Below are 26,160 nucleotides of genomic sequence, written 5' to 3'. Positions count from 1 at the left end.
AAAAGCATGGTTACGACATTTATTTTTGCATTTATTATAGGAGGCATTATCTGTGTTATCGGTCAATTATTAATGGATGTTGGTAAATTGACACCAGCACATACATTAAGTACGTTAGTTGTCGTTGGTGCCATTTTAGATGGAATGGGTTTATACGAGCCGCTCATTCATATGGCGGGTGCAGGTGCCACAGTACCTATTACATCATTTGGTAACTCTTTAACACATGGTGCAATGGCGGAAGCAGAAAAACATGGATTAGTAGGCGTGTTAACTGGAATGTTTGAAGTAACAAGCTCAGGAATCAGCGCTGCTATTGTTTTCGGATTTATAGGAGCATTAATTTTTAAACCAAAAGGGAATATTGACTAGACGAATACCCCTCTCTAATCTGCAACTTTACATATTATAGGTTGTAGAAGGGAGGGGTGCTTTTATGGGATATCAGGGCTGGTGTGCACAACCTTATGCAGGGATGAATAGCTGGAACAATAATTATTGTGGAGGTAATAACAATAGTGGCTATGGCTCAACATTTGTCTTAATAGTTGTCCTATTCATTCTTCTAATTATTGTTGGTGCTACTTTCGTTAACTAATTTTCTAGCTATTAGTGATTGATAAAAAGTTTTATATTATTTAGGCTTTAACTTCAATTCTGTGAGTATATAAATAACTTACTAAATTAGGTTAAAGCCTCCAACAGTTGTCATAGATGTTTTGTACAAAAGCTATGGGCTACAAATCATTAGCGACAATGATGTTGAGGTGGAATTGATAGGAGGGGGAACATGCATCGCTCGTTTTTTAATTCAATTGAGCAAAAGACAGGCGTTTCAATGGATGAAATCTTTGCATTAGCAAATGCAATTCAACATGCTGATTTTACCAATGAAAAACAAGTAAGAAAAATTGTACGTCGTGTCGGCAAAGTGTCTAATAGACAAATCACACAAGAGCTTGAAGATAAAATAGTAAAGTCTATTATTCAAGATGGTGCTTCACTAGACTTCGACAAGCTTGCTAAAATGATGAAGTAATGCTGAAAGCTAGCGTTATTTAGTATATAAAAGAGCTTAAATAGCTACTTAAAATAGAAAACTAGCTTCAAAAAAAGGTGTTACGATTATGCTTTGGCATATCGTAACACCTATTAATTAAATCATTTTTTCCATTGCTCGATGTGGTATACCGGCATCCATAAATTCTGGAGATGTTACCGTATAGCCAAGCTTTTCGTAAAAAGGAACAGCGTAGCTTTGCGCATGGAGTTTTAATTTCTTCTGGTCAATGGAAGTCGCGTAGTTTTCCATTTCCTTCATTATTAAGGCACCCAGTTTTTTGCCACGCTGACTTTGCAAAATACATACGCGTTCAATTTTTGCAGTATGCTCTTCAATGCTACGAAGACGAGCAGCACCAACAGGTTCATCGCCCTCATACATAATGAAATGTGTTGCAGTTTCATCTTGCGCATCACATTCTAAATGAAGTGGAACTCCCTGTTCCTCTACAAAAACCTTTTTTCGAACAGCAAATGCATCGTCATGTTCTTTCTCTGTTTCAACTATCTTAACGTTATACAAAAATTATTCAGCTCCAGTCAATCGGAATGTTTCATATGTTGTCCATGACCCATCTTCCAATTGATATAAAAGATGAATACGATCAATACTATCTTTTTCATCAACCCCTGTCATGCGGAGTTGGCCAAAAATATCATCATGCTCTGAATCAGTCATTTTTTGTGCAATTGTAATGTGTGGGACAAAAACATGTTTAGAATCCCCAAAAGGAATTTTTTCTTCAATCACACGATGGAATGCTTGTAATTGTTCAGTTGGTTCGATGCGGAAATAAATCGCATTTGTTGTTGGGAAAAACGAACTAATGCGTGATGCGTGAATGCTTAAAGGTGCATGATTGGCAGCAATGTCATCTAATTGCTTCACGATGGATTGAATATCCTCTTCCGTTGCATCAAAGCTGTCCTTTAACGTCATATGCGGTGTAATCTTTGCATAATGCGGATCGTAACGTTTGCGATACGTGTTCGCTAAATCTTGCAATTTTTTTGATGGAAAAGCCACAATTCCGTACTTCATAGTCCATTACCTCCCGTAAATAAACAATTTTTCTATCTAAGTATAACAGAAAATTAAAAAAACGTAATTTGAATCGCCCAACATTAATTGAAATTTTCAATTAATGCACGTCTTAAATCAGGTTTCCAATATTTCCATGTATGATTTCCATCGAACTCTTCATAAAATGTAGAAAAGCCTTTGCTTAACATAAGATTATGCAACTGACGATTTGGTGTTAAGAAATCTTTTATAGTTTTATCCATTGTTACAACTTTATCTTCGTTTTTGCCAACGATATGATAAATAGAAATTGCCCCTGGATCTTTGAAGTGTTCAACAGCTTTCAGTACATCTTCGTCAACATAAGGTGATTGCAAAATAACTTTTCCAAAAATGCTTGGATACTTTAAAGCAGCCATTAAGGAAGCGGTTGCAGCCATAGAATCACCGATGACAGCACGACTCATACCCATCTGGTATGTTGCATATTCAGCATCCAAATAAGGAACAAGTTCATGTGCTAGAAAGCGCAAATAGGCTTCGTGTTGTTCACCACTCGGAATATATTTATGACGGCGATCTTTAATATCTTTATATGGAACAAATGCAATGATTAAATTCTCGATTTCATAGTCATCGATAAGTTCATCGGCTAGTTTTGTAATACCTCCTAGTTGGAAATAGTCCTTACCGTCTGATGCGATTAAAATATTATATTTGTATAGTGGAGAATAATTAGCAGGGACATAAATATATAGCTCTAATTCCTCCTGCAATGCTTCACTATAGAATTTTAAATCTTGTACAGTTCCCTTATCCAATGATGACACTCCTTCATGTGTTTGTGACAAAATTGTACCATATTACTTAAGTAAAGGTATAATAGGTTGGGCTAGCGTTATACTAGCAAAAAATCTGAAATGAGGGTTAGTTATGCATGATAAAAGTATTCGCGTACATTCAGAAGAAGTGGCGAAAGCAGCTCAAGCTGCACTAATTCGTCGTGGTGTAAAGTTAGAGGACATTGCTGAAATTGTTTATGAAATGCAAAAATCCTATAATGTAGGGTTAACATTAGAGCATTGTATTCATTCGGTTGAACGTGTATTGCGTAAACGTGAAGTCCAGCATGCTGTATTAGTTGGAATAGAGCTAGATGAATTAGCTGAAAAAGGGCTATTATCATCACCTCTTCAACAAATTATCGAATCCGATGAAGGATTATTCGGAGTAGATGAAACAATTGCGCTGGGGTCTGTGTTTACATATGGAAGTATAGCTGTAACAACATTTGGACATTTAGATAAACAAAAAATCGGTATCATAAAAAAACTCGACACAGAGCCAGGACATCATGTTAATACATTTTTAGATGATTTAGTTGGCAGTATTGCGGCTTCTGCTGCCTCTCGTATTGCTCACCGTATGCGTGACTTAGAAGAAGAAGGCGAAACATTTGCGGATATTGAGCCAGAAGAGCTTGGTCCAAAACCAAAACCACATAATGAAATTTAAAATATTATTTAAATAAAGAGCCTCTCAAAAGTTTTGGGAGAGCTTATAATGACAAAAGGTATCAAGAAGTTTCAATCTTGATGCCTTTGTTGTTTTTTTATCTTGATTAAAGTGAAGGGCGTCGACTCCTGCGGGAACAGCACAAAACGTAAGACGCAACAAACCGCGCGTAAGCGAGGGTTGCGACTTACGATGTGCCCGCGGAAAGCGCGCGCCCGTAACGGAAATCAACGGCAGAAGTCTTTTATATTTATTTCGACTAAACCTTTTTATGCCAAGACCACAAATTTTTTATTGAAAGTAGCTTATTTTCAGTACTTATTCAGTTGATTGAAGTGAAGGGCGTTGACTCCTGCGGGACTAGCACAAAACGTAAGACGCAACAAACCGCGCATAAGCGAGGGTTGCGGCTTACGATGTGCCCGCGGAAAGCGCGCCCGTAACGGATATCAACGACAGAAGTCTTTTATATTTATTTCGACTAAACCTTTTTATGCCAAGACCACAAATTTTTTATTGAAAGTAGCCTGTTTTTCGTGCTTATTAAGTTGATTGAAGTGAAGGGCGTCGACTCCTGCCGGAACAGCACAAAACGTAAGACGCAACAAACCGCACGCTAGCGAGGGTTGCGGCTTACGATGTGCCCGCGGAAAGCGTGCGCCCGTAACGGAAATCAACGGCAGAAGTCTTTTATATTTATTTCGACTAAACCTTTTTATGCCATGACCACAAATTTTTTATTGAAAGTAGCCTGTTTTTCGTGCTTATTAAGTTGATTAAAGTGAAGGGCGTCGACTCCTGCGGCTTACGATGTGCCCGCGGAAAGCGCGCCCGTAACGGAAATCAACGACAGTAATCGCTTTGACGTTATAGAGTTTAGTAATTTTTATGACCTATTAGCAATGTTCCACCATCTACATAACTTGCATAACATAGCTTGATATTTTATTTGAGACGGAAGATTTTTTATTGGTAGAGTCATACTCGGAGTAAAATTGAAAAATTCTTCAGAAGACAAATCAAATTCATTGTGATATTAGTCGACTTTATTGATAATATAATTAAATAAAGTTTTGTAATAATGATGTAAGAAGAGAGGTACTGAAAATGAGTGACAAAGATATTAAAACGTTAATTACTAGCGGAACAATTATTTTTGCTGTTATTTTGTATTTAATATTCAGATAAATTTTAAATCTTCAGTTTAAAATAACTGAGGATTTTTGATTTTAGAGAAATAAGTGTATGGAATTTAAAAATATAGTTTAACTTTAAGGAAGTAGGATATTGAATTGAAAAAATTATTATTAGCTTTGTTCTTTTCAACATTGATTATTAGTGGATGTACAGAAGAATCTAGCACCGTAAGTGGTAAAGCTGAAGATATACAAGGAATTGTAGCTTCAACAAAGGAAACTGCTGAAAAGCATGATATAAGTAAATTTGAAGAATATGAGCTACAGGATGTAATTGACGGAGACACAATAAGAATAAAATATAATGGTAGCTCTGAAAAAGTGCGTTTTCTACTTGTAGATACTCCTGAAACGAATCACGAAACGTTAGGAGTACAACCTTTTGGGCCAGAAGCGAAAGAATTTGCAAAGCAACTACTAGCTGGACAAGATACGGTTTATTTAGAATTTGATGTTTCGTATCGGGATAAATATAAAAGATTACTAGCATATGTATATACGAAAGATGGAATTAGTGTTCAAGAGCAACTATTGAAAAATGGATTAGCACGCGTGGCTTATATTTATGATCCAAATACAAAGCATGTCGATTGGTTTAAATCCATTCAAAAAACTGCGCAACAATCTGCTATTGGTATTTGGTCAGTTGAAGACTATGTAACAAATCGCGGTTATGATAAAGAAGCGTATTATGATGCTGTGAAAGATGAAAATCCAACTAAAGCAGATGAAGATGACTCAAATAATACTAGCAGTAATGAGAGCTGTAAAATTAAAGGGAATATTAATTCCAAAGGTAATAAAATATACCACATGCCAGGACAACGGGATTATGACAATACAGTAGCAGAAGAAATGTTCTGTACTGAGGAAGATGCAGTGGAAAATGGGTTTGTTCCAGCAAAGCAATAAAATAGTTGAAGTTTTATATTTTTAGATTTGAAGCATCGACAAATAAAGTAATAAACGTTTATGTAATCTATGGGTAAGCGCCAAATACAACACACCTTCAACGAATTAAACCTCCAACTACATTCATGGAAACGAATGTAGTTGGAGGTTTTTTTTATGAAATGATTAGAACGTAAGCTGTTATGGCAATCTCGTATTTAAGCTTTTCACATAAGTGGCGAATCAAGCCGCTTGGTGTCCCAAAAAACTTGGCGTAAATCCAATCACTTCCAAACATCACACGCCCAAATACTAAAAAAACTGAACGACTTTCCAACAGTCGTTCGGTTTTTTAAATTTACTTTTTACTTTTTTGCGTTTGTTTTTCCTCCTCTACGGGCTTCGGTAAACCGATGACCGGGTCACCGAGTAAAGGTGTAGATAGGGCATACATGCCATGGTTTGAAAATGCCCAAATTAAATTTCGGTCCCATTCGACGAAAATGCCGTGTACCGGATTAGAATGATCGCTTGTCGTAGTTGTGCCATCTTCATTTGGAATTTCTCCAGACATCTTCGGCACAAAGTATGCTTCGATTGTTGATTCTGTTGGGTTGGTTACGTCAAAAATTTGGACACCTGCATTGTAGAAGGCGTAAGGAATATATTGGTCGCTCGGAACACCTGGATTAATGGTTGCATAGCCACTCCGCTTCGGTCCAAAGCTGCCGCGACGTTGGCAAAAGTCTGTGAATGGTGCTGATTCTGGTGGTGTCGGGCGTTTTAACGTACTAATGATTTTAGGCTCAAGCGGATTGTTGACATCGATTGCATAAATTTCCTTATAAGGCTCATGGCAATCTTCGCTAAGTGGATAGCCGCTATAGTAAACAATGCCTGTGCTTTCGACTTTGGAAACGTCAATATTATCCCCTTCAGTACCGCTAACACTCATTGGCATCTCAATATGTGAAACCGTTTTCATATTTGCCGGATCGGATATGTCGACAATATAAAACCCAAAGCCACCCATTGCTGCATAGCCGTATTTGCCACCCTTTTCTACAGGTGTGGGAATGAATAGCGGCATGCGAGCACCCATCCATGTTGTTTTGTTGCCAGCATGGGGGTTTTTATTATAGGCTGCTTCTTCGCCTACACGTTGACCTGGCACCCACCAAGTTGAAAGACGTTTCGGATTAGATGGGTCTGAAATATCAAAGGCCATTTGTGCACCTGAGTATAAATAGCTTTTATACTCCGTATTGATGAAGGAATCATCAGGTGCACCTGCAACAAATAAATAATCTCCACCATCATAGACAGGTACGTCTTGACAGCCAGAGCCTTCTTGTACAAGGTCACTTGCATTTGCTTTCGCATCTAAAGGTGTTTCAGATAGCAGCTCCCATTCTGAAAATAATGGGCTTGTAACTTCAAAAATGCGGAATCCACGCAGCATTTCTTTTTCTTTAATAGCCTTAACTTGCTCAGGGTATTCATACTTATTCGATAGAACACCATAACGTGGTACTTCGTAACATTGAACGGCAATTGTTTTGTCCAACTTTTTATTGTATTTTACTGTCATTGGACCGAAGCGTTTGTCTCCCTTATCTGTGTCAATTAATTTATTGGCGATACGCTTGGCATTTTTAGGATCTGTAATATCGAATACATTGTACATATCTGTTTCAAGATCGTATAAATAGCGACGACCGTCTAGATCGAATGTAGCTTGCCAGCTATGTCCCCACCCAATAACGTATGGATAGAATGCTTCTACATTCATATTTTTTGTATATTGATTTTGATCTAGATAAGGCAAACTCCCTTCAAATGGTTGTGGACCTTCATTATCCGGTGTTGCGGCTGGGTGAGTGAAAATCCCTGTCTTTGCATCATAGCCCCAGCTGTCAGGCGCGGGCTCTTTTGGTTCACCTGGTAAAAGCTTTGTTGTGCCTTCCGTTTTATTTGGCAGCGGTGCATCAGGTGCATTTTTGTTCAGACCTGTGCGCGGTGCTTCCTGCTTTTCTTCTTTTTTAGCTTCATCGTTCGCAAAGGCAACGCCTAAAGACAAGAAGAAAATAATGGCCATCATAAGAAAGGCAAAAGCTGAATTACTCAGAAAAGGATGTAACTTAAATTTTTTCATCAACGCAATCCCCCTAGAAATCTATGAATTTTTTAAAGCGTAAGAGCATTTTACTAAAGACATGTAGATTGTATAGGTGACAAATAAGTTGAAGCTGAAAAATTGTGAAATTTAGTTGTTCCGGAACTAAATAAATACTACAATCATATATGACACGATGTCAACTTTTTATTTTCTGAATATTTAGACTATCCTAAATTTGAGTCTTCTATCCTACCTTTACGCTGAAATTAGATCTCAAACAAAATAAAAAAACAGATGAAGATGAATCTCCTATGGACTAACCTAATCATAAGACAATATAAAACACCTCTAAAATGGGCTTGCTATATGTAAAACATTTGGGGGGTGTTTTTTTATGGCGAAAGTCTTCAGAAGATAAATCGTAAAGGATATGAGGAAGGGATATAAAAAAATTAGGCTACTTAACTCCCCTAGAATTTGGGAAGCAAGTAGCCTAATTGGGTTGTTTTCTATGTGTCTCAATGACTAGGTCAGTTCTTAATCTGGGTTTTTTATTTGTATAACCCATCGATATACATCGTTGTAATCGTCCAAGCAATATCCTCAATGGACTCGGACGTATCATCACGCACGAGGTCCCATTGGTGGTTTTCATTGATTAAAAACCATGAGCGTGCGACGATATCGATTTTTAAATCTGACCGTACTAAGCCTTGACTTTGCGCATATGTAATATCGCGGATAATAAAATGAATGTTCGTTTTTCGGATGTCATCCCACTTTTCATTCACGGCAGGGGAAAGGCTAATCGCTTCTGCGAATACTTTCATAATATCTTTATTGGATTTTGCCATCGTTAAAAAAGCAGTGACTTGATTCAGGACAAGCTCTTTTGCTTCTTCTTTGCTAGTAGGTAAGAAAGGTGTGTGGGCCATATCAAGAAATTCTTGCATGACTGTTTCCATGAGAGCAATTAAAATCTCGTCTTTTCCTTTGAAGTGTACGTAAGCAGTCCCATAACCAGTTTCTGCTCTCTTAATAATTTGAGTAATAGTAGTTTTTTTAAAGCCAAATTCGTAGAATAAGTCACGCGCGGCATCCAATAATTTTTGTTTCGTTGCGATAGAGCGCATATTTCTTCCGTCGATTTGCTTCGTTTCTTCACTCATTAAATGACCTCCAAGATATGACTTATTTTATTTATAATAAGCGTGCTATTGCTTGATAATCCAATGATTTATTTCATTTAATCATAGCCCATTAGAAATATTTTTACAAATGACGTTGAAAAAATTTGGTAAAAATAATATTGACACTATGTCAACTTTATTTTAGACTATGAACATATTCAGAAAATTTAAAAAATGGGGGAAAGAATTTTGGGAACTAGAGAAAGCGTTTACAACAAAGAGCATGCAAAACAATATGATGCGAATGATTCATTTCGATCATACCGCGATGAATTTTATTTACAATCAGGTGTTATTTACATGGATGGCAATTCCTTAGGCTTAATGTCCAAAAGAGCCGAGGAAAATGTCCATGAATTAATGGAATCATGGAAAGCATACGGAATTAAAGGGTGGACAACTGGTAAGTATCCATGGTTTTTCATTTCAGAGAAGCTCGGTGAAATGTGTGCACCGCTAATCGGAGCTGAGACAAACGAAGTCATTATTGCCGGTTCAACGACTTCCAATATTCATCAAGCTGTCGCAACATTTTATAAACCAGAAGGGCGACGAACAAAAATTTTAGCGGATGAATTAACATTCCCATCAGATATTTATGCCTTACAGAGTCAAATAAAGTTAAAAGGCTATAATCCAGATGAGCATTTAGTACGTGTGAAAAGTCGTGATGGCAAGCTAATTTTAGAAGAGGATATTATCGCAGCGATGACAGATGAGATAGCGCTCATATTGCTGCCAACTGTCCTTTACAGAAGTGGTCAGCTACTAGATATAAAACGCTTAACTGCCGAAGCACACGCAAGAGGCATTTGCATTGGCTTTGATGCTTGTCATTCCATTGGGGCAATTCCGCATTACTTCAGTGAGTGGAATGTTGATTTTGCTATATGGTGTAACTATAAGTATCTCAACGGTGGTCCTGGTTCAGTCGCTGGCTTGTATGTGAATAAAAAACATTTTGGCATTCATCCTGGCTTAGCTGGCTGGTACAGCTCCAAAAAAGATAAACAGTTTGATATGGCACATTCATTAGATGTGGAAGAATCTGCAGGGGCATTTCAAATGGGTACACCGCACGTGCTGAGCTTAGCCCCTATTATCGGCTCATTAGAAATGTTTGCGGAGGCTGGTATCGAAAATATTCGTCAAAAATCATTAAAGCTTACACGTTATATGATGGACTTAATCGAGCAAGAGCTAACTGAGCTTGGCTTTTCAATTGGCAATCCAAATGAAGATGATAGACGAGGGGGGCATGTTTGCTTAGAGCATGATGAGGCGATTCGAATTTGCAAAGCTTTAGTTGATAAGGGTGTCATTCCAGACTTTAGACCGCCTAACATTATTCGTCTCGCACCAATCGCCTTTTATACGTCATTCGAGGAGGTGTGGGAAACCGTCGAAATATTAAAGGAAATCGTGACTGAAAAGCAATATGAAAAGTATGGGATGGAAAGAAATGTAGTATCTTAAACGACAATATCAAAGGGGGAAAATGTATGTCACAAGACAATCGTTTGCAAGATATCGTTGAAAGAGAAAAGGGATTAAGTCAGAGCTTAACAACACGCCAGCTAACGATGATTGCCATCGGGGGAGCAATCGGGACCGGGTTATTTTTAGGGAGTGGCTTGGCAATTGGCTTGGCAGGACCGAGTGTCATTATTAGCTATACAATCGGTGCATTAATTGCATTATTACTCATGGGCTGCTTAGCAGAAATGACTGTAGCTCATCCAGTGACAGGGTCGTTTGGTGCCTATGCAGAGAAGTATATTAATCCATGGGCTGGCTTTTCGGTACGCTATTCGTATTGGTTTAGTTTAGTATGTGCAATCGGGACGGAGGTTACAGCTGTAGCCGTTTATATGAAGTATTGGTTTCCGACCGTGCCTGCCATCGTTTGGATAATCTTGTTTGCAGCAGTGCTTTTGTATGTGAATGCAACAACGGTCAAATTATTTGGTGCTGTTGAATATTGGTTTTCAGTCATTAAAGTAGCTGCGATTGTTGGATTTATTATTCTAGCAGTATATGTCATTGTTGGCGCGGATAGTGGCACAGCTATTGGGACTCAAAATTATACAAATAACGGTGGTTTCTTCCCTAATGGGGTATGGGGCATGTGGATTGCTATATTTGTATCGTTGTTCAGTTATTTAAGTATTGAAATGATTGCTGTCAGTGCTGGTGAAGCAAAGGATCCGGAAAAAGCAGTGCCGATTGCGCTTCGTTCAGCCGTTGTTCGACTTGTGCTGTTTTATTTATTAACGCTATCTTTAATGCTAATGATTGTGCCATGGGGGATGGCAGGCATCGATAAAAGTCCATTCGTAAAAGTAATGGAAATTATGAATATCCCAGGAGCAGCAGCTATTATGAATTTCGTCGTACTTGTAGCAGCGCTTTCTGCAATGAATAGTCAATTATACATTTCTACACGTATGATGTTTTCTTTATCAAGAGGTGGCTACGCGCCGAAAGTATTGGGGAAATTAAATAGCAAAAACGTACCTTCAGTTGCATTATTTGCTTCTGTTATCGGTATCGCCATCGCGACAATTTTTACAGTTGTCAGACCAGATGCGGCTTTTGCAACGATGATTTCGCTTTCTAGCTTTGGTGCGATGTTTGCTTGGTTTATGATTTTTATTACACACTTGTTCTTCCGTAAAAAATGGAATGAAACGAACGGGCGCAAATTACCGGTAAGAATGATTGGTTATCCGTACTTAACAATTTTCGGTGCAGTCCTGTTAACATCTGTTGTACTATCAACATGGTTCTCACCTGACTTTAAACCCACATTAACACTCGGATTCCCTTGGTTAATCTTTATTACAGCTTGTTATTTCTTGTGGAAGAAGGCGAACACGAAATCTCCGGTTATTGTAGAAGATACTACAGAGAGTTCGGGAAGCGGGATTATTTAGCAGTAGGCAATCTTGGTAATTAAAGTCGGTAAGCGATTTCAACACGGTATTAAAATAAATAAAAAAATATAAATATAAAATTTTAGAGGAGCGGGTTTCGTATGGCAAAATTACAAGCATTTAATCTATTAAAATGGATCGAAGAAAATAAGGACTCTTTAAAGCCACCTGTTAACAATAAAGTGCTATGGGAGGATTCGGAGTTTATTTGTATGATTTTGGGCGGACCTAATCGCCGTCGAGATTTCCATGTCGATCCATCTGATGAGTTCTTTTATCAAATTAAAGGCGATTGCTTCGTTGAGATAATTAATGAAGGAAAGCGTGAAGTGATTACAATTAAAGAAGGAGAAGTGTTCATGCTACCAGCGAATGTGCCGCACTCTCCCCATCGAATTGCCGACACATTTGGACTTGTCGTAGAAAGGAAGCGGGCAGAGGGAGAGCTAGAGGACTTCGTATGGTTCTGTGAAAACTGCGATCAACAAATGCACAAAAAAACGGTGCAATTAACAGATATCGAAACACAAGTGAAAGGTGCAATCGAAGAATTTAATGGTAGTTTAGAGCTGCGCACATGTAAAAATTGCGGTCATGTAATGTCTGAAGAAGTGAGTTTATGGCAATGCGAGTAGATTTCCATACTCATATTATTCCAGAAGATATTCCTAACTTTGTGGAGAAGTTTGGCGGAGAGCGCTGGCCAACATTAGAAAAAACTTGTACATGTGGTGCGAATATTATGGTAGCAGGTCAAGTGTTTAGAGAAGTGACAGACCAAGTATGGAGCCCAGAAAAACGCATACAGGATATGGATGCTGAAGGGGTGGATATACAAGTATTGTCCCCGATTCCTGTGACGTTCTCCTATTGGGCGGAGGCACATGCGGCAGAGGAAATGGCTTGTATTCAAAACGACTTTATTGCGAATACGGTGAAGCAATATCCGAAGCGATTCATCGGTATTGGCACAGTGCCACTCCAAGATGTAGAGGTAGCTATTCGTGAAATGGATCGTTGCATACATGAGCTAGGGCTTAAAGGCATCGAAATCGGGACGAATGTAAACGGCAAAAATTTAGACGACCCAGCTTTTACAGCATTTTTCGAAATGGCGGAGAGATGGGAAGTGCCTTTATTTATTCACCCGTGGGAAACGCTCGGGAAGGACCGAATGCCGCGCCATAATTTTATGTACACGGTAGGGATGCCGAGTGAAACTGCGCTTGCTGCTGCTAGTCTTATTAACGGCGGAGTTATCGAAAAATTCCCAAAACTTAAAGTGTGTTTTGCACACGGTGGCGGCTCTTTTCCTTATATTTTACCTCGCTTAGATCAAGGGTGGAAAGTATGGCCGCATCTACGCTTAACGAGTAAACCACCGAGCTATTATGCGAAAAATTTCTATTTCGATTCTTTAAATTATGATCCGCTAAATCTTCAATATTTAATCGACCGATTTGGAGCAGACAAAATTGTGATGGGCTCAGACTATCCCTTCTTATTAAGGGAAATCCCACCGGGGAAAATAGTGGATGAGACACTTCGTCTTTCAGAAGAACAAAGAAGGGATATTTTAGGGAGAAATGCCTTAGCCTTTTTAAATATCGAGATAAAGGAAGAGATCGAATCATGACACCAGAGGAAAGACTTGCACAGTTAGGACTTGAATTACCATCTTTACGTCCTGCTTGGGGAGACTATGTAGGTTGTGTAAGGACAGGCAATCTCTTATTTACCGCAGGACAGGGTGTGGATCAGTACCACGGTAAGCTAGGGAGAGATTTGACGACAGAAGAAGGCTATTTAGCAGCACAACAATCGATGCTAAACCTACTCAGTGTAGTGAAACATGAAATAGGCGAATTAAGTAAAGTGAAGCAATTTGTCAAAGTATTAGGGATGGTAAATTGCACGGAGGATTTCATTGAGCAGCCAAAAGTAATGAACGGAGCCTCAGATTTAATTGGGAAAGTTTTCGGAGAGAAGGGTAAGCACGGGCGCTCTGCTGTTGGAATGGCTCAATTACCTAATAATACAGCAATCGAAATAGAGATGATTATTGAAATCGAAGAATAGGAGGAGTGGCATTGATTAATGAAAAAGTAATCGAAGAAAAATATTTAAAAGATGCCAAACTATTCATTGGTGGCGATTATGTAGACGCCTTATCAGGTGAAACTTTTAATACGATTAATCCCGCTACAAATGAAATATTAGCATCCGTAGCAAATGGCGGACATGAGGATGCAAAGCGCGCAATTGATGTTGCACATAAAGCATTTGCTAGTGGTGTATGGAGCAAGATGCCTGTTGAGGAACGCTCGCGGATTTTATGCAAAATGGCTGATTTAATAATGAAGAATGTTGAAAAACTTGCCTATGTTGAAACGTTAGACGTAGGTAAGCCAATACGGGAGAGTCTTGAATTTGATATTCCACGAGCGGCTGCTAACTTCCGTTTCTTCGCTGAGATGGCGAAATATATGACGCACGAGCATTATGATCAAAGCAAGCATTTTTCATATGTACAATATGCCCCAGTCGGTGTGACAAGCTTAATTATTCCATGGAACTTGCCGTTTATGCAAATGACGTGGAAGGCATCTGCTGCTCTTGCTGTAGGTAATACCGTTGTAATCAAGCCTGCTTCATATACACCGCTAAGTGCCATCATGCTTGGAGAAATAGCAAATGAGGCGGGATTACCTCCAGGTGTGCTAAATATTTTGACAGGTCCAGGTGGTATTGTAGGAACAGAAATGGCGACAAACCCTGCTGTGAGGAGAATCTCCTTTGTAGGTGAATCAAATACAGGAAAAACGGTTATGCGTAATGCTGCTCAAAATTTAATCCCAGTTTCGTTAGAGCTTGGTGGGAAATCAGCTAATATTGTGTTTGAAGATGCTGATTTAGAAGAAGCAGTAGCAGGATCCATCGAAGCCATTTATCGCAATCAAGGAGAAATTTGCTTAGCAGGTTCTCGTATTTTAGTGCAGGAAAGTATTTATGATCAATTTTTAGATAAATTCGTGGCAGCTGTGAAACAAATTAAAGTTGGAAACCCGCTCGATATGACAACAGATATGGGTGCTTTAGTTTCTAAGGGGCATTTAAAGCTAGTAGATGAGTATGTGCAAATTGGTCTAGCTGAGGGGGCGAAATTAGCATACGGCGGTAAGGCTGTCGCTTCACTACCTGAAGGGAACTTCTATGAGCCGACCGTTTTGTACGATGTCAATAATGGTATGCGCGTTGCTCAAGAGGAAATATTTGGTCCTGTCCCTGTCATTATTCCATTTAAAACAGAAGAAGAAGCTATTCAGATAGCGAACGATTCTATTTATGGATTAGCAGGGGTAGTATGGACGAATGATTTACGGAGAGGACAGCGTGTGACAGCCCAAATTCATGCGGGCTTATTATGGGTGAATTGCTGGTACGTGCGGGATTTAAGAACCCCATTTGGAGGAGCGAAAGCTAGTGGTATTGGGCGCGAAGGCGGTCGTCATAGCTTTGAGTTCTATAGTGAAATAAAAACAATTACCGTAAAAAAATAAGGAATGAATAAGCAAACAAACAAACAAAAGCTGGTATAGCAACCGCCTTTTGTTTGTTTTACTAAGGAGAGTGAATGGTGGTGTCAGAGAAAATTAAGCAATATGCCACACAGTTACTGACAGCTGAAAAAACAAAGCAAAGCATCGTTCCTTTAACAGAGTCGGATGCAAGTTTAAGCATAAAGGATGCTTATGAAATACAGCTTGAAATAGTAAAAATGAAGCTGGACGAAGGTCGACACATCGTTGGTAAAAAGGTTGGTTTAACAAGCGTAGCGATGCAAAAAATGCTCCATGTAGATGAGCCAGATTATGGTCATTTATTAGATGATATGGTGTTTGGAAATGAAGCTATTGTAAAAGTGTCTAGCATGCTCTCCCCAAAAATTGAAGCGGAAATTGGTTTTGTACTAGGAGAGGATTTAGTAGGACCGAATGTAACCTTTCTCGATGTCATGATGGCTACTGACTATATCGTGCCAACAATTGAAGTAATTGATAGTAGAGTAGAGGATTGGCGCATTAAATTAATTGATACAGTAGCTGATAATGGCTCGTCTGCAAAGGTCATCGTCGGGCATGAAAAGACGAAGGTAAATGAAGTTGATTTACGGACAGCAAGTATGGCACTTTACAAAAATGGGGAGCTACTCGCAACAGGGGCAGGGGCTGCTGCACTAGGACACCCGGCACACGCAATTGCTTGGTTGGCAAATAAATTACATGAGTTTGGCATTACACTTAAAAAGGGCGAGCTTATTTTACCTGGCGCTTTATCTGCGGCAGTTGTAGTAAATGCTGGAGATAGTATTGAAGTAAAATTTGGGGGCATCGGTACAGTAACGGTTCACTTTGAATAATGGGAAAGGAGAGAAGGATATGGGCAAAATCAAAGCGGCTATACTAGGCACAGGAAACATAGGCACTGATTTGCTTTATAAATTAGAGCGCAGTGAAGTGATTGAAGTTGTGGCGATGATTGGGATAGATTCACAATCAGAAGGTTTGAAGCGTGCAGCAGAGAAAGGGTATGCGACATATTCAAATGGCATCGAAGCTATCGTTGCCAATCCTAACATGGCGGCTATCGTGTTTGACGCCACATCAGCGAAAGCTCACGTACGCCATGCGAAAGTATTGAAGGAGCTAGGAATTTTAGCGATTGATTTAACACCAGCAGCAAGAGGACCGTTCTTTTGTCCGGCAGTGGGGACTACGGAAAACTTACTCGATTTACACAATGTCAATATGATTACGTGTGGTGGCCAGGCGACGATTCCAATCGTCTATGCGGTCAACCAAGTTGCAAATGTACTATATGGGGAAATTGTGGCGACTATTTCAAGCTTAAGTGCAGGTCCAGGGACGAGGGAAAATATTGACGAGTTTACGATTACGACGCGCCGTGGAATCGAAGAAGTAGGTGGAGCAAATACTGGAAAAGCGCTCATTATTTTAAATCCGGCAGACCCACCTATCCTTATGCGAGACACGATTTATTGTGAAGTGAAAAATATGAAAGAAGAGGAAATTCGCGACTCTATTTATACAATGGTAGAGAAAGTGAAGGCATATGTGCCAGGCTATCGTTTAAGACAGGAGCCATTATTTGATGGCAACCGTGTAACAATCTTTATAGAAGTAGAAGGTGCTGGAGATTATTTCCCTCCATATGCAGGGAATTTAGATATTATGACAGCTGCTGCGACACGTGTTGCAGAAGATTTTGCGCGGGCCATGTTAGAGAGAACGACATTAGAGACGCATTAAGAAAGGGGGCAGTATACATGAATTCGCAAGTTAATAAACCAATTCGATTAACAGAAGTGTGCCTCCGAGATGGCAGTCATGTCGTGGCACATCAATTTACAGAGCAGCAAGTACGAGATGTTGTGAGAGGGTTAGATGATGCAGGCATGCATTATATAGAAGTAAGTCACGGAGATGGCCTTGGAGGCTCCACTTTTCAGTATGGCAAATCGCTCGTTAATGAGATGAAGCTCATTGAAGCAGCTGTTGCTGCATGTACCAAGTCAAAAGTTGCTGTGCTGTTAATACCAGGGATTGGTACTGTACACGAATTGAAGCAGGCAAATGACTTAGGTGCTCGCTTAGTGCGTGTTGCTACACATGTAACAGAGGCGGATGTGTCAGCTCAACATATGAGCAAGGCACGCGAGCTAGGGATGGAGACAGTAGGTTTTTTAATGATGGCTCATTCTGCACCTGTGGAAAAGTTAGTGGAGCAAGCGAAGAAAATGGAAAGCTACGGTGCTGAAGCGGTCTATATAACAGATTCTGCTGGCGCATTGCTGCCGCATGAGGTGCGTGAGCGTGTGCGCGCTTTACGACAATCGTTGCAAATAGAAGTAGGATTCCACGCTCATAACAATTTATCTATGGCAGTGGCGAACACGGTCGTTGCTATAGAGGAAGGAGCGACACGTATTGACGGGAGTGTGCGCTGTTTAGGAGCAGGTGCAGGGAATACTCAGACAGAAGTGCTATTAGCTGTGCTAGACCGCATGGGAATAGATGTAGGTATTGATTTATATAAAATGATGGATGTCGCAGAAAATATTGTAGGCCCTCTCTTGCCAGGCTCGCAGGAAATTCGAAAGGGGAGCTTAGTGTTAGGGTATGCAGGGGTGTACTCAAGCTTCCTGCTTCATGCAGAGCGTGCGGGGAAAAAATTTGGTCTTGATCCACGCGATATACTTATCGAATTAGGTAAACAAAAAGTAGTAGGTGGTCAGGAGGATATGATTATCGATGTCGCTGCTGAGCTCGCAAAAAAAAGGGAAATTGAGGTGTGAAAATGACGGTACAAATAAATCAGCAAAAAATGGTTGATTATTTATATGAGGCAGAGCGTGATGTAAAGGAAGTCATCAAGCTGACAGACGACTACCCACAGTTGACGATACAGGATGCTTATCGTATACAGGATGCTTTACTAGCACGCAAGCTAGAGGAGAATGGCACGAAGCAAGTAGGCGTGAAGCTAGGTTTAACGAGTAAAGCAAAGCAGCAGATGATGGGAGTCAATGAAGCGATTTATGGCTATTTACATAGTGATATGCTCGCACTAGAATGGGAAGCGATTGAATTTTCACAGCTCATTCATCCGAAAGTTGAGCCTGAGATTGCCTTTTTTTTAGGTGAGGACTTGGCAGGGGAGGCGGTTACAGAGGCGGATGTTGTAAAGGCAACTAAATACGTCGCACCTGCCCTTGAAGTAATAGATAGCCGTTATAAAGATTTTCGCTTTACATTAGCAGATGTTATCGCAGATAATTGTTCCTCGGCGAAATTTATTATTGGTAGTAAGTGGGTTTCTCCTCACATGCTTGATTTGGGACAAATTGGCATGGTTCTAAGTAAAAACAGCACTGTGGAGCAAACAGGCTCAAGCGCTGCTGTATTAGGGCATCCTGCTACTGCCATTGTGTGGGCAGTGAAAGAATTAGCCAAGGTAGGAAAAGGCTTTAAAAAAGGCGATATTATTTTAAGTGGTGCGATGTCTGAGGCGATTTCTTTTCAGCCAGGGGATACAGTTGTAGCAGATTTCGATGCGCTTGGCAGTGTGACATTATCTTGTAATTAAAGGACAGTGCTTCTTTCTTCTCAATTGTGAAAAGTCGATTGCAACCTCCTTTACTTTAAATGAGAGCATCTGGAAATGAAGTTTTATTTCCAGATGCTCTTTTAACGGTTTATGAAAGGGAGAATCGCTGTTTAATGTGGAAACGGTCTTTTTATGAAACTGTCTAAATAATAGGGTTCAGTTCAATCTTTTTCAAAATGGACTTTTATTAGTTAATTTTAAATAGAAATTTACAAGAGGGTTTCAATCATATTTAATTTTTGCTTTTATGATAAATAGAAAGAATTACAAAGGACATAACAGACAACAGACCGATTCCAAATAAGCTCGTAGAAAACGCATGTACAAAAGAGGCTTTGTCTAAGGTCTTATTCAAAGCTGTAGAGAATACTATGCTAATACCTGCAACTGCTAAGGAATTGGCTAAATACATGATTGTTGTAAACACCCCAGAGGCAACACCGACCTGATTCTTAGGTATTTTACTCAGAATGGCATTCGCTAAAGGTGTTGTGGCAAGCCCTAAACCAAGGCCGTAGACGAATAAAAGCACTAAAGTATAAATTGTAAATAAATTATACGGCTCGAAAGCAAGGATGCCGATAAGTATAAAAATACAAATACTCATTGTCAATGCACCAATTTTTAATACAATTAAGCCGAATAAATGAACTATTTTTGACGATAGAATCGATGTGAAAAAAAATCCAATACCAATTGGTAAAAAGATCAAGCTTGTCTCCTTCGTATTATACTGCAAGCCAAATTGTATAAAATAGCTAAGGATAAAGAAGAACGAGAACATACTCAAATAAATTGACAGTACTGAACCAATTCCAATGACAAAAGAACGGTGCTTGAACAAAGATAGATCTACAAGTGGTGTTTGATGCTTTTTTTGTTTTGATTTTTCAACAAAAATAAACGAAGCAAGCATAACACATGACAGAATAATGCAACCGAAAAACCAAGGCTGCCACCCATATGTTTGACCTTCTGATAATGGATAGATGAAAAATAATATACTAAACATTAATAAAATGGCGCCCATCCAATCAATATTATTGTTTTTCACAACTGTGGATTCAGGTATTATAGGAAGTAGTAATAGCACAAGAATGCCAAATGGGACATTGAAGAAAAAAACAATTCGCCATCCTCCATTAAATAGATTCAAACTGACTAGTAATCCCCCTAATATTAAGCCAAAGGTAAAAGCAATCCCAATGACAGCACCATACAAGCCAAAGGCTAAATTTTTCTCCTTCGAAGGGAAGATTTCTTGAATAATCGATAAAATTTGTGGTTGTATAAAAGCTGCTGCAAAACCTTGCACAATTCGGACGCCAATTATTAGTAATGGATCCGATAGCATTCCTCCGACGAAGGAGGTAAGAGTAAAAAAGAATACACCAATCCATAATAATTTTTTTCTTCCGTAGATATCTCCAAGTTTACCGCCAATTATTAGAGCTGTTGCAAGTCCAATCGAATATCCAGAAAATATTAATTGCGCTCGCGAAAAACTTGCGTGTAAGTCATTTTGAATGTTCGGCAAGGCAATTTGAATCATATAAGTATTTAAAGAGATTAGCAGTGTCGGAAGTAGGATAATCGCTAAGGCCAGCCATCTATATGCATAATGTTTGCTCGAGTTATTGGATTGAAGAGTACTCATAGATTTGGCTCCTTTTATCGTTGTTTAAAATTGAGTGATTGTCAGTCAATTAGTTAAAGCTTTATTAAATAGTTAGGGTTGGATGATACGCTATGACTAAGTTTTTAGTATGTTCATTTTGATTAATATGACAGTCAACGTCATAAACTTTTTTTACTAATTCAGGAGTTAATAATTCTTCTGGCTCGCCGTGTGTATAGATGCGCCCATTTTTTAGTACATAGAGGTACTCACAATACATGGCTGCTAGAGAGAGATCATGTAATGCAGCAAGTGTACCAATTTTTAATGATTGTACTAGGGATAAGATTTGAATTTGATATTTAATGTCCAAATGATTTGTTGGTTCATCTAAAATTAAAAACTGGGGCTCTTGTGCTAAAGCACGTGCAAGAATAACACGTTGTTTTTCACCACCAGAAAGATAGGAGAAATGCTTTGAAGCATGATGTTCCAAGTTCACCTTTCGTAACACATTATCTACAAGATCATAATCTTGGTTTGTGTCAGATTCCATTATCTTTTTATGTGGAGTTCTTCCCATCAACACCATGTCACGTACAGTAAAGTCAAAATTTGCATTGTTAAATTGACCAACAACACCCAGTCTTCTTGCAATTGCTTTAGGGGAGGCTTTTACTATATCTAAATCATCTAAGAAAATCATTCCTGTTGTCGGCTTTGTTACTTTATAAATGTTTTTTAACAATGTCGATTTTCCACAACCATTTGGTCCGATGATTCCGACAAATTGCCCTTCTTGCACCCTTAACGAAACATCTTTTATAATGTCAACATCAGATACCGAGAAGGATACATTTTGTACTGTTAATTCCATACTAATTACCTCCAAAACCATATTTTTTTTTTATTAACATGTGCATAAAAACTGGAGCTCCTAATAATGATGTCACAATCCCAATCGGTAATTCGCTATTTGGAATAATTGTTCTTGCTAGTAAGTCTGTCCAAGTTAAGAAGATAGCGCCGACTAATATGACAGTGGGTACTAAATAACGATGATTAGAACCTGTAAAGATTCGCACTATATGAGGAATAATGAGACCGACAAATCCAATAATTCCACATATCGATACAATAACACCTGTCAAAATAGCAGTAATGACTAAATAGACTCTTCTATAAATATTTAAGTTAATGCCTAATGACATTGCAGCATCGTCTCCCATAAGCATTGCGTTCATAACACGCCATTGTGATAAAAAGAATAGGCCTACAATCGTAACGATTGCAGCAATCAACGGTAAGTCCTTCCAATCAGCAGAGGCTAAACTTCCCATCGTCCAAAATGAAACAGAACGGACGCCTTCAGCGTCTTTGGCAAAATATATGAATAAATTTGATAGAGCTGTGAATAAGGCATTGACCACGGTACCCGCTAGAATAAGTTTAATGACCGACATTTTTTCTCCGACACTTGATAACAGTAATACTAGAAATGTTGCAAGTAAAGCACCTAAAAATGCCCATACAATTAAGTCGAATTCTCCAAAGAAACCGCTAAAGCGATGACCTAGAATAATCGAAAATGTTGCACCTAGTGAAGCACCTGAAGAGATGCCGAGAATATAAGGATCTGCAAGTGGGTTTTGTATCGATGCTTGCATTACACTACCACAAAGAGCTAAACCTGCACCTACTATTAATGCTAGTAAAATTCTTGGAGTGCGAATTTGCCAAACGATTTCGAATGTCATTTTAGAAATAACTGTATCAACATGACCAATATTGATCCCTGTAAACTGATACAAAAGAATTTTACAAGAATCGAGAAATGGAATGCTTACTTGTCCAATAGAAGCGGAAACAATCATTGAGACGAAAACTAGTCCTATCAATAATAAAAGAAGCACGGAGAAAGGACGTTTACTATTCACCATCATTTACTACTCCAACAAAAACATCAGGATGAATGAATTTAGCGACCTGTTCATATAAGTCAGCAAGTTCAATACCACCATTGATAGCCCCAGTATATTCAGCAACCATAACGTCTTTATTTTGGATTGCTTTTATATTTTGAAGTTTTTTATCATTGATCAAGTTATTTTTCGTTTTTTCTTGGTCGGGTTGTTGAAATTCTGTGATAATAATTTTATCTGGGTTTGCTGCTATTATCGCCTCTGTTGAAAGTTCGATATAGTCTTCTTTGGATAGCTCAATATATTCAGCTCCAGCACCTTCAATCATTTCATCAATAATTGCCCATTTAGGTGAGTAATAGAAATACTTTCCACGTGCTCCACTAACTAATAGAACGTTAGGGTGATCTTTAATATTTTTAGCCTTTGCAGTAATTTTATCAATACGAGCTTGTTGCTCTTTCAAGTATTTATTAGTTTGATTTTCGATATCGAATACTTTCCCGAATGTTTTGATTTCATCAAAATAAATGTCGATACTACGTCCAATTGTAAAGTTTGTAGAAGAAACAACAGGAATCCCACGATTGCTCCAAGAAGGGATGCTCCCAATTAGTTCCTCTCGAAATGCAGAGGCAATAGAATAAATTAAGTCAGGTTGTAGCGCTATAATGGATTCTTTTGAGGGCCACATTTCACTAACTAAATGCATTTTCTCAATCTCTTCCGTAAAATTTGAATGGGCTTGATCATTATAGGCAAATCCAACGACTTTATTTTGTTGTCCAAATTTAACCATTAATTCTGCGACTGATGATCCGATAATCATTACTTTCTCAGGAGCTTGGTTAATTGTCTGAGTGACTTTTTTCCCTTCATATGTATGAACATCAAATGACATTGGATACTTTCCGCTATTGCTGATGTTCGTCACTTCTTCAGATGATTTTCCCTCTGATTGTGAGCAACCTGTAGTAACTAAAATGAATGAAAATAATAATAGACATAGAGATTTTTTTAACATTTGAATCCTCCTAATATTTTTTTGACCGACAATCACTCAGTATAATTAAATATAAAGTACATTCATTTCTTTTTCTTAATTTGACTAGTTATTAGTCAAATGCTTAAATTGAAAAAGGGGGTAGTACAAGCGATGGTTAGAGTAACAAAGAATGCATCAGAACGGCGAAATGAAATATTAGATACCGCAGAATCTCTTTTTAGCCAAAAAGGTTATGAAAAAACTTCAACGACAGATATTACTAAAACGTTGGGAGTAGCACAGGGCACACTGTATTACTACTTCAAATCAAAAGAAGCCTTGGCAAATGCATTGATTGATAGACAGCTAAAAGTGATAAAAGAGCATTTTATCGAAGTAATTTATGACGAAACACTTTCTGCTTATGAAAAAATAGCTTGGATTTTTGTATACGAGCTTGATGATCCAACAGGGCATGTTGAAATTTTTAAGTATTTACAACACGATAGTAATGCTATCCTTCGTCAAATATTACATGTACAAACAATTTGCCAATTCACACCAATTTTAGCTGATCTAAATATTCAAGGTAATGAAGAGGGTATCTTTCATATTGATAATCCAACACTAGTAGCAGAATTTTTCCTTTCAACAATCCATCATTGGGTTGATTCATCACTATTCAAATGGAATTCACAAGAACGTATCGTAAGGATTGAAGCGATTCAATCCACATTTGAACATTTATTTGGCGTTCCTAGTGGAAAGTTTGATTTAGCTCTTTTAAGAGAAACTGTGAAAACTAAATTTAATTACTGAGTGAAAAACATCTTGATTGATAATCAATATCAATTAAGATGTTTTCATTATAATTATTGACTGACAACCTGTCAAATTAATTTTACAAGCGAAGTATTTGCAGAAAAACGACTAATGGAGGAACAAAGCCTTTCGAAAATAGGGTTGAGTGCCAACGAACTGAAAACCAACCCTAGTTCTTTTAAACTTTTAAAAACAAGCAATTTACAGCAAGTTCCTCAGTTACATGGGGAATAGCATGACAGAGAGCCTAGTGTAATCTTGTCCATGAACTGCTTCCTTTACTAGTGGATTTGGACGTATTAACATCTGACTTCATCCAATGAAATGGGCTTTTTTATGCACAATGAAATTGATTAATATTTATAGAAATTTCGAAATTTAATTTATTTTAATGTAACGCCAGTAATACATATTGATTTTCAGATTTATGTATTGCGTCTACAAATTGCTTGTGATGAGTCTCGTAGAGTGCATGTTTCTTTCCTACTGGTTTGACCGAACCCTATCCCACATGTGTACTAAATCATCATTCAGCAAACCTGGATTAGACAATAATGCATATTAGTATTTGTGATTTGTGTATTTGTATTTGTTCCAGACCTTGTTAAACTATAGTTTATAATGAGAATCTTTATTAATTAATATCCTTCTAGTAGCAACATCTGATTAGAGTATTTCATGGGCGCAAAACTATTTTTACTTTAATAGCTTCAGTCATTGTATTGGCTGAGCAATGGTCGTGCTGGCGGGAATATTGTCAGTGAAAGTAGACCAGATGTACAATGTTTGGATAGGGAGCAGGTGTATTATCATGATAGACTTAGATAAATTAGCCGAGATATTTGCTAGAGGTTTTTATGATATAGAAGGTGTCCACCGTTTAGTGATCCAGCCGAAAAGTATATTAAGTGAATTTAGAACCGTCCGCCATGGATTTCTTTTTGTAATTCGTGGGGAGGCTAGAATGCGTGTGAATGGAACTGTCTATGAATTACATCCTGGCTCAGTAATTCACGTGGCTCCAAGCATGCAAATGGACGCGCAAGTTATAGGTCAATCAGAGTACGAGTACTATTTACTGTTTTATAGATTTGTCAAGTTAGACGAAATATATAGCGTTCATGAATGCGACTCCCATTTCAAACTGGAGGCGGGAGCAAATCCGAGAGTACTAGAATTGCTTATTATGCTGCACCAGAATGCCAATACACTTAGTGGTATTGGGAAGCTTCGTGTCAAAGAATTATTTTTAAGTGTCATGCATCAAGTGTTGGTGGGTTGCAAGCATCGAGTGATTGGCAGTTCTCCAAGTGAAAAGGTAATAGAGGAGGCTATTGCATACATACATAGGCATTATATGAACCCGTTAACACTCGATGAATTGGCGGAGCTACATGCAATGAATACCAAGCGCTTCTCATATTTCTTTCACAAATATACTGGGCTTCGTCCAATCGACTATCTTATCAATTATCGTATGGAAAGAGCAAGTGACTTACTTAAAGTGGGGAATTTCGCCATCAACGATATTGCTATCAGTGTCGGATATGCCAATCCGCTTTATTTCAGTAGAGTGTTTAAAAAGAAATTTGGTGTGTCTCCTTCCGCATACACACATAAATTAGATAATCGTATAAATTGAGTGACTGATTTATGTTTTACGCCTGCAACTGGTGATGAACCTAGAGTGCA

General features: G+C 38.4%; 26 protein-coding genes. 17 read left to right on the top strand and 9 right to left on the bottom strand.

Going from position 1 to position 26,160, the window contains the following annotated elements:
* Positions 1–6: 6 nt before the first annotated feature.
* The 3 genes from spoVAE to ACIQXW_RS19085 all read left to right on the top strand — a co-directional run bounded on the left by spoVAE (position 7) and on the right by ACIQXW_RS19085 (position 1,039).
* On the top strand, positions 7–372 hold the full coding sequence (spoVAE, locus tag ACIQXW_RS19095) for a stage V sporulation protein AE (protein ID WP_340826262.1): 366 nt from the start codon (positions 7–9) through the stop codon (positions 370–372).
* Between the two features lie 64 nt (positions 373–436).
* Positions 437–598 (top strand): YjcZ family sporulation protein, encoded by a 162-nt coding sequence (locus ACIQXW_RS19090; RefSeq protein WP_401009779.1) that lies wholly within the window; start codon positions 437–439, stop codon positions 596–598.
* 192 nt (positions 599–790) lie between these two features.
* Positions 791–1,039: a stage VI sporulation protein F gene (locus ACIQXW_RS19085; RefSeq protein WP_340826260.1), complete on the top strand. Its 249-nt coding sequence runs from the start codon at positions 791–793 to the stop codon at positions 1,037–1,039.
* Positions 1,040–1,156: 117 nt separating this feature from the next.
* Here the strand turns inward: ACIQXW_RS19085 and ACIQXW_RS19080 are convergent, their stop codons facing one another.
* The 3 genes from ACIQXW_RS19080 to ACIQXW_RS19070 all read right to left on the bottom strand — a co-directional run bounded on the left by ACIQXW_RS19080 (position 1,157) and on the right by ACIQXW_RS19070 (position 2,907).
* Positions 1,157–1,585 carry a GNAT family N-acetyltransferase gene (locus tag ACIQXW_RS19080; RefSeq protein ID WP_402764743.1) on the bottom strand — a complete coding sequence of 143 codons (429 nt, stop codon included), beginning with the start codon at positions 1,583–1,585 and terminating at the stop codon, positions 1,157–1,159.
* A 3-nt stretch (positions 1,586–1,588) separates the two neighbouring features.
* Complete coding sequence (locus tag ACIQXW_RS19075) at positions 1,589–2,104, bottom strand: YjcG family protein (protein ID WP_401009774.1); 516 nt, start codon at positions 2,102–2,104, stop codon at positions 1,589–1,591.
* Positions 2,105–2,187: 83 nt separating this feature from the next.
* Positions 2,188–2,907 (bottom strand): alpha/beta hydrolase, encoded by a 720-nt coding sequence (locus ACIQXW_RS19070; RefSeq protein ID WP_340826256.1) that lies wholly within the window; start codon positions 2,905–2,907, stop codon positions 2,188–2,190.
* A 112-nt stretch (positions 2,908–3,019) separates the two neighbouring features.
* Between ACIQXW_RS19070 and ACIQXW_RS19065 the strand changes: the two genes are divergently transcribed.
* Together ACIQXW_RS19065 and ACIQXW_RS19060 are read left to right on the top strand one after the other, a co-directional pair.
* A complete protein-coding gene (locus ACIQXW_RS19065; protein WP_402764740.1) occupies positions 3,020–3,601 on the top strand; it encodes a phosphatidylglycerophosphatase A family protein in 582 nt (193 codons plus the stop codon).
* A 1,292-nt stretch (positions 3,602–4,893) separates the two neighbouring features.
* The gene (locus ACIQXW_RS19060; RefSeq protein WP_340826253.1) at positions 4,894–5,709 is read left to right on the top strand and encodes a thermonuclease family protein; all 816 of its coding nucleotides are present in this window, start codon (positions 4,894–4,896) and stop codon (positions 5,707–5,709) included.
* 337 nt (positions 5,710–6,046) lie between these two features.
* Here the strand turns inward: ACIQXW_RS19060 and ACIQXW_RS19055 are convergent, their stop codons facing one another.
* On the bottom strand, positions 6,047–7,843 hold the full coding sequence (locus ACIQXW_RS19055; protein WP_402764736.1) for an LVIVD repeat-containing protein: 1,797 nt from the start codon (positions 7,841–7,843) through the stop codon (positions 6,047–6,049).
* A gap of 515 nt (positions 7,844–8,358) precedes the next feature.
* Positions 8,359–8,976, bottom strand: coding sequence for a TetR/AcrR family transcriptional regulator (locus tag ACIQXW_RS19050; RefSeq protein WP_340826251.1), 618 nt, complete (start codon positions 8,974–8,976; stop codon positions 8,359–8,361).
* A gap of 210 nt (positions 8,977–9,186) precedes the next feature.
* On the opposite strand from ACIQXW_RS19050, the gene kynU reads away from it, so the two are divergent.
* From kynU to ACIQXW_RS19000, 10 genes are all read left to right on the top strand, one after another.
* On the top strand, positions 9,187–10,473 hold the full coding sequence (kynU, locus tag ACIQXW_RS19045) for a kynureninase (protein ID WP_402764733.1): 1,287 nt from the start codon (positions 9,187–9,189) through the stop codon (positions 10,471–10,473).
* 26 nt (positions 10,474–10,499) lie between these two features.
* Positions 10,500–11,933, top strand: a complete 1,434-nt coding sequence (locus tag ACIQXW_RS19040) for an amino acid permease (protein ID WP_340826249.1) — start codon at positions 10,500–10,502, stop codon at positions 11,931–11,933.
* Positions 11,934–12,034: 101 nt separating this feature from the next.
* Positions 12,035–12,568 carry a 3-hydroxyanthranilate 3,4-dioxygenase gene (locus ACIQXW_RS19035; protein WP_340826248.1) on the top strand — a complete coding sequence of 178 codons (534 nt, stop codon included), beginning with the start codon at positions 12,035–12,037 and terminating at the stop codon, positions 12,566–12,568.
* Positions 12,559–13,569: an amidohydrolase family protein gene (locus ACIQXW_RS19030; protein ID WP_402764823.1), complete on the top strand. Its 1,011-nt coding sequence runs from the start codon at positions 12,559–12,561 to the stop codon at positions 13,567–13,569. The genes ACIQXW_RS19035 and ACIQXW_RS19030 overlap by 10 nt, the downstream gene beginning before the upstream one ends.
* Complete coding sequence (locus ACIQXW_RS19025; protein WP_401021219.1) at positions 13,566–14,012, top strand: RidA family protein; 447 nt, start codon at positions 13,566–13,568, stop codon at positions 14,010–14,012. Before ACIQXW_RS19030 ends, ACIQXW_RS19025 begins: the two co-directional genes overlap by 4 nt.
* 11 nt (positions 14,013–14,023) lie before the next feature.
* Entirely contained in the window at positions 14,024–15,493 is a 1,470-nt protein-coding gene (locus tag ACIQXW_RS19020; RefSeq protein ID WP_402764728.1) for an aldehyde dehydrogenase, read from the top strand.
* A gap of 80 nt (positions 15,494–15,573) precedes the next feature.
* Complete coding sequence (locus tag ACIQXW_RS19015; protein WP_402764725.1) at positions 15,574–16,353, top strand: 2-keto-4-pentenoate hydratase; 780 nt, start codon at positions 15,574–15,576, stop codon at positions 16,351–16,353.
* 19 nt (positions 16,354–16,372) lie between these two features.
* On the top strand, positions 16,373–17,263 hold the full coding sequence (locus ACIQXW_RS19010) for an acetaldehyde dehydrogenase (acetylating) (protein WP_402764722.1): 891 nt from the start codon (positions 16,373–16,375) through the stop codon (positions 17,261–17,263).
* Positions 17,264–17,280: 17 nt separating this feature from the next.
* A complete protein-coding gene (gene dmpG / locus ACIQXW_RS19005) occupies positions 17,281–18,309 on the top strand; it encodes a 4-hydroxy-2-oxovalerate aldolase (protein WP_402764719.1) in 1,029 nt (342 codons plus the stop codon).
* 2 nt (positions 18,310–18,311) lie between these two features.
* Complete coding sequence (locus ACIQXW_RS19000; protein ID WP_402764716.1) at positions 18,312–19,100, top strand: 2-keto-4-pentenoate hydratase; 789 nt, start codon at positions 18,312–18,314, stop codon at positions 19,098–19,100.
* Between the two features lie 253 nt (positions 19,101–19,353).
* On the opposite strand, the gene ACIQXW_RS18995 is transcribed toward ACIQXW_RS19000, so the two are convergent.
* From ACIQXW_RS18995 to ACIQXW_RS18980, 4 genes are all read right to left on the bottom strand, one after another.
* On the bottom strand, positions 19,354–20,778 hold the full coding sequence (locus tag ACIQXW_RS18995; RefSeq protein ID WP_402764714.1) for an MFS transporter: 1,425 nt from the start codon (positions 20,776–20,778) through the stop codon (positions 19,354–19,356).
* Positions 20,779–20,842: 64 nt separating this feature from the next.
* On the bottom strand, positions 20,843–21,616 hold the full coding sequence (locus ACIQXW_RS18990; protein ID WP_402764711.1) for an ABC transporter ATP-binding protein: 774 nt from the start codon (positions 21,614–21,616) through the stop codon (positions 20,843–20,845).
* A 1-nt stretch (position 21,617) separates the two neighbouring features.
* Entirely contained in the window at positions 21,618–22,682 is a 1,065-nt protein-coding gene (locus ACIQXW_RS18985; RefSeq protein ID WP_340826238.1) for a FecCD family ABC transporter permease, read from the bottom strand.
* Positions 22,669–23,685, bottom strand: a complete 1,017-nt coding sequence (locus tag ACIQXW_RS18980) for an ABC transporter substrate-binding protein (RefSeq protein ID WP_401021234.1) — start codon at positions 23,683–23,685, stop codon at positions 22,669–22,671. The genes ACIQXW_RS18985 and ACIQXW_RS18980 overlap by 14 nt, the downstream gene beginning before the upstream one ends.
* Positions 23,686–23,817: 132 nt before the next feature.
* On the opposite strand from ACIQXW_RS18980, the gene ACIQXW_RS18975 reads away from it, so the two are divergent.
* Positions 23,818–24,465, top strand: a complete 648-nt coding sequence (locus ACIQXW_RS18975) for a TetR/AcrR family transcriptional regulator (protein WP_402764707.1) — start codon at positions 23,818–23,820, stop codon at positions 24,463–24,465.
* Positions 24,466–25,279: 814 nt separating this feature from the next.
* Positions 25,280–26,110 carry an AraC family transcriptional regulator gene (locus ACIQXW_RS18970; RefSeq protein ID WP_402764706.1) on the top strand — a complete coding sequence of 277 codons (831 nt, stop codon included), beginning with the start codon at positions 25,280–25,282 and terminating at the stop codon, positions 26,108–26,110.
* Positions 26,111–26,160 lie beyond the last annotated feature (50 nt).

Origin of the sequence: Lysinibacillus sp. NPDC097162 (assembly GCF_044762185.1) — a bacterium.
Classification (GTDB): Bacteria; Bacillota; Bacilli; order Bacillales_A; family Planococcaceae; genus Lysinibacillus.
Note: the sequence above shows the minus strand (reverse complement) of the source record. Positions and strands in the feature narration are given on the sequence as shown.

Excerpts from the sequence above, each read along its gene's own strand:
- ACIQXW_RS18970 (WP_402764706.1), top strand. The coding sequence starts at position 25,280 with ATGATAGACTTAGATAAATTAGCCGAGATATTTGCTAGAGGTTTTTAT.
- ACIQXW_RS19050 (WP_340826251.1), bottom strand. The coding sequence starts at position 8,976 with ATGAGTGAAGAAACGAAGCAAATCGACGGAAGAAATATGCGCTCTATC.
- ACIQXW_RS19055 (WP_402764736.1), bottom strand. The coding sequence starts at position 7,843 with ATGAAAAAATTTAAGTTACATCCTTTTCTGAGTAATTCAGCTTTTGCC.
- ACIQXW_RS18990 (WP_402764711.1), bottom strand. The coding sequence starts at position 21,616 with ATGGAATTAACAGTACAAAATGTATCCTTCTCGGTATCTGATGTTGAC.
- ACIQXW_RS18975 (WP_402764707.1), top strand. The coding sequence starts at position 23,818 with ATGGTTAGAGTAACAAAGAATGCATCAGAACGGCGAAATGAAATATTA.
- ACIQXW_RS18985 (WP_340826238.1), bottom strand. The coding sequence starts at position 22,682 with ATGATGGTGAATAGTAAACGTCCTTTCTCCGTGCTTCTTTTATTATTG.
- ACIQXW_RS19035 (WP_340826248.1), top strand. The coding sequence starts at position 12,035 with ATGGCAAAATTACAAGCATTTAATCTATTAAAATGGATCGAAGAAAAT.
- ACIQXW_RS19090 (WP_401009779.1), top strand. The coding sequence starts at position 437 with ATGGGATATCAGGGCTGGTGTGCACAACCTTATGCAGGGATGAATAGC.
- ACIQXW_RS19000 (WP_402764716.1), top strand. The coding sequence starts at position 18,312 with ATGACGGTACAAATAAATCAGCAAAAAATGGTTGATTATTTATATGAG.
- ACIQXW_RS19075 (WP_401009774.1), bottom strand. The coding sequence starts at position 2,104 with ATGAAGTACGGAATTGTGGCTTTTCCATCAAAAAAATTGCAAGATTTA.
- ACIQXW_RS18995 (WP_402764714.1), bottom strand. The coding sequence starts at position 20,778 with ATGAGTACTCTTCAATCCAATAACTCGAGCAAACATTATGCATATAGA.
- ACIQXW_RS19030 (WP_402764823.1), top strand. The coding sequence starts at position 12,559 with ATGCGAGTAGATTTCCATACTCATATTATTCCAGAAGATATTCCTAAC.
- ACIQXW_RS19065 (WP_402764740.1), top strand. The coding sequence starts at position 3,020 with ATGCATGATAAAAGTATTCGCGTACATTCAGAAGAAGTGGCGAAAGCA.
- ACIQXW_RS19085 (WP_340826260.1), top strand. The coding sequence starts at position 791 with ATGCATCGCTCGTTTTTTAATTCAATTGAGCAAAAGACAGGCGTTTCA.
- ACIQXW_RS18980 (WP_401021234.1), bottom strand. The coding sequence starts at position 23,685 with ATGTTAAAAAAATCTCTATGTCTATTATTATTTTCATTCATTTTAGTT.
- ACIQXW_RS19025 (WP_401021219.1), top strand. The coding sequence starts at position 13,566 with ATGACACCAGAGGAAAGACTTGCACAGTTAGGACTTGAATTACCATCT.
- dmpG (WP_402764719.1), top strand. The coding sequence starts at position 17,281 with ATGAATTCGCAAGTTAATAAACCAATTCGATTAACAGAAGTGTGCCTC.
- spoVAE (WP_340826262.1), top strand. The coding sequence starts at position 7 with ATGGTTACGACATTTATTTTTGCATTTATTATAGGAGGCATTATCTGT.
- ACIQXW_RS19010 (WP_402764722.1), top strand. The coding sequence starts at position 16,373 with ATGGGCAAAATCAAAGCGGCTATACTAGGCACAGGAAACATAGGCACT.
- ACIQXW_RS19040 (WP_340826249.1), top strand. The coding sequence starts at position 10,500 with ATGTCACAAGACAATCGTTTGCAAGATATCGTTGAAAGAGAAAAGGGA.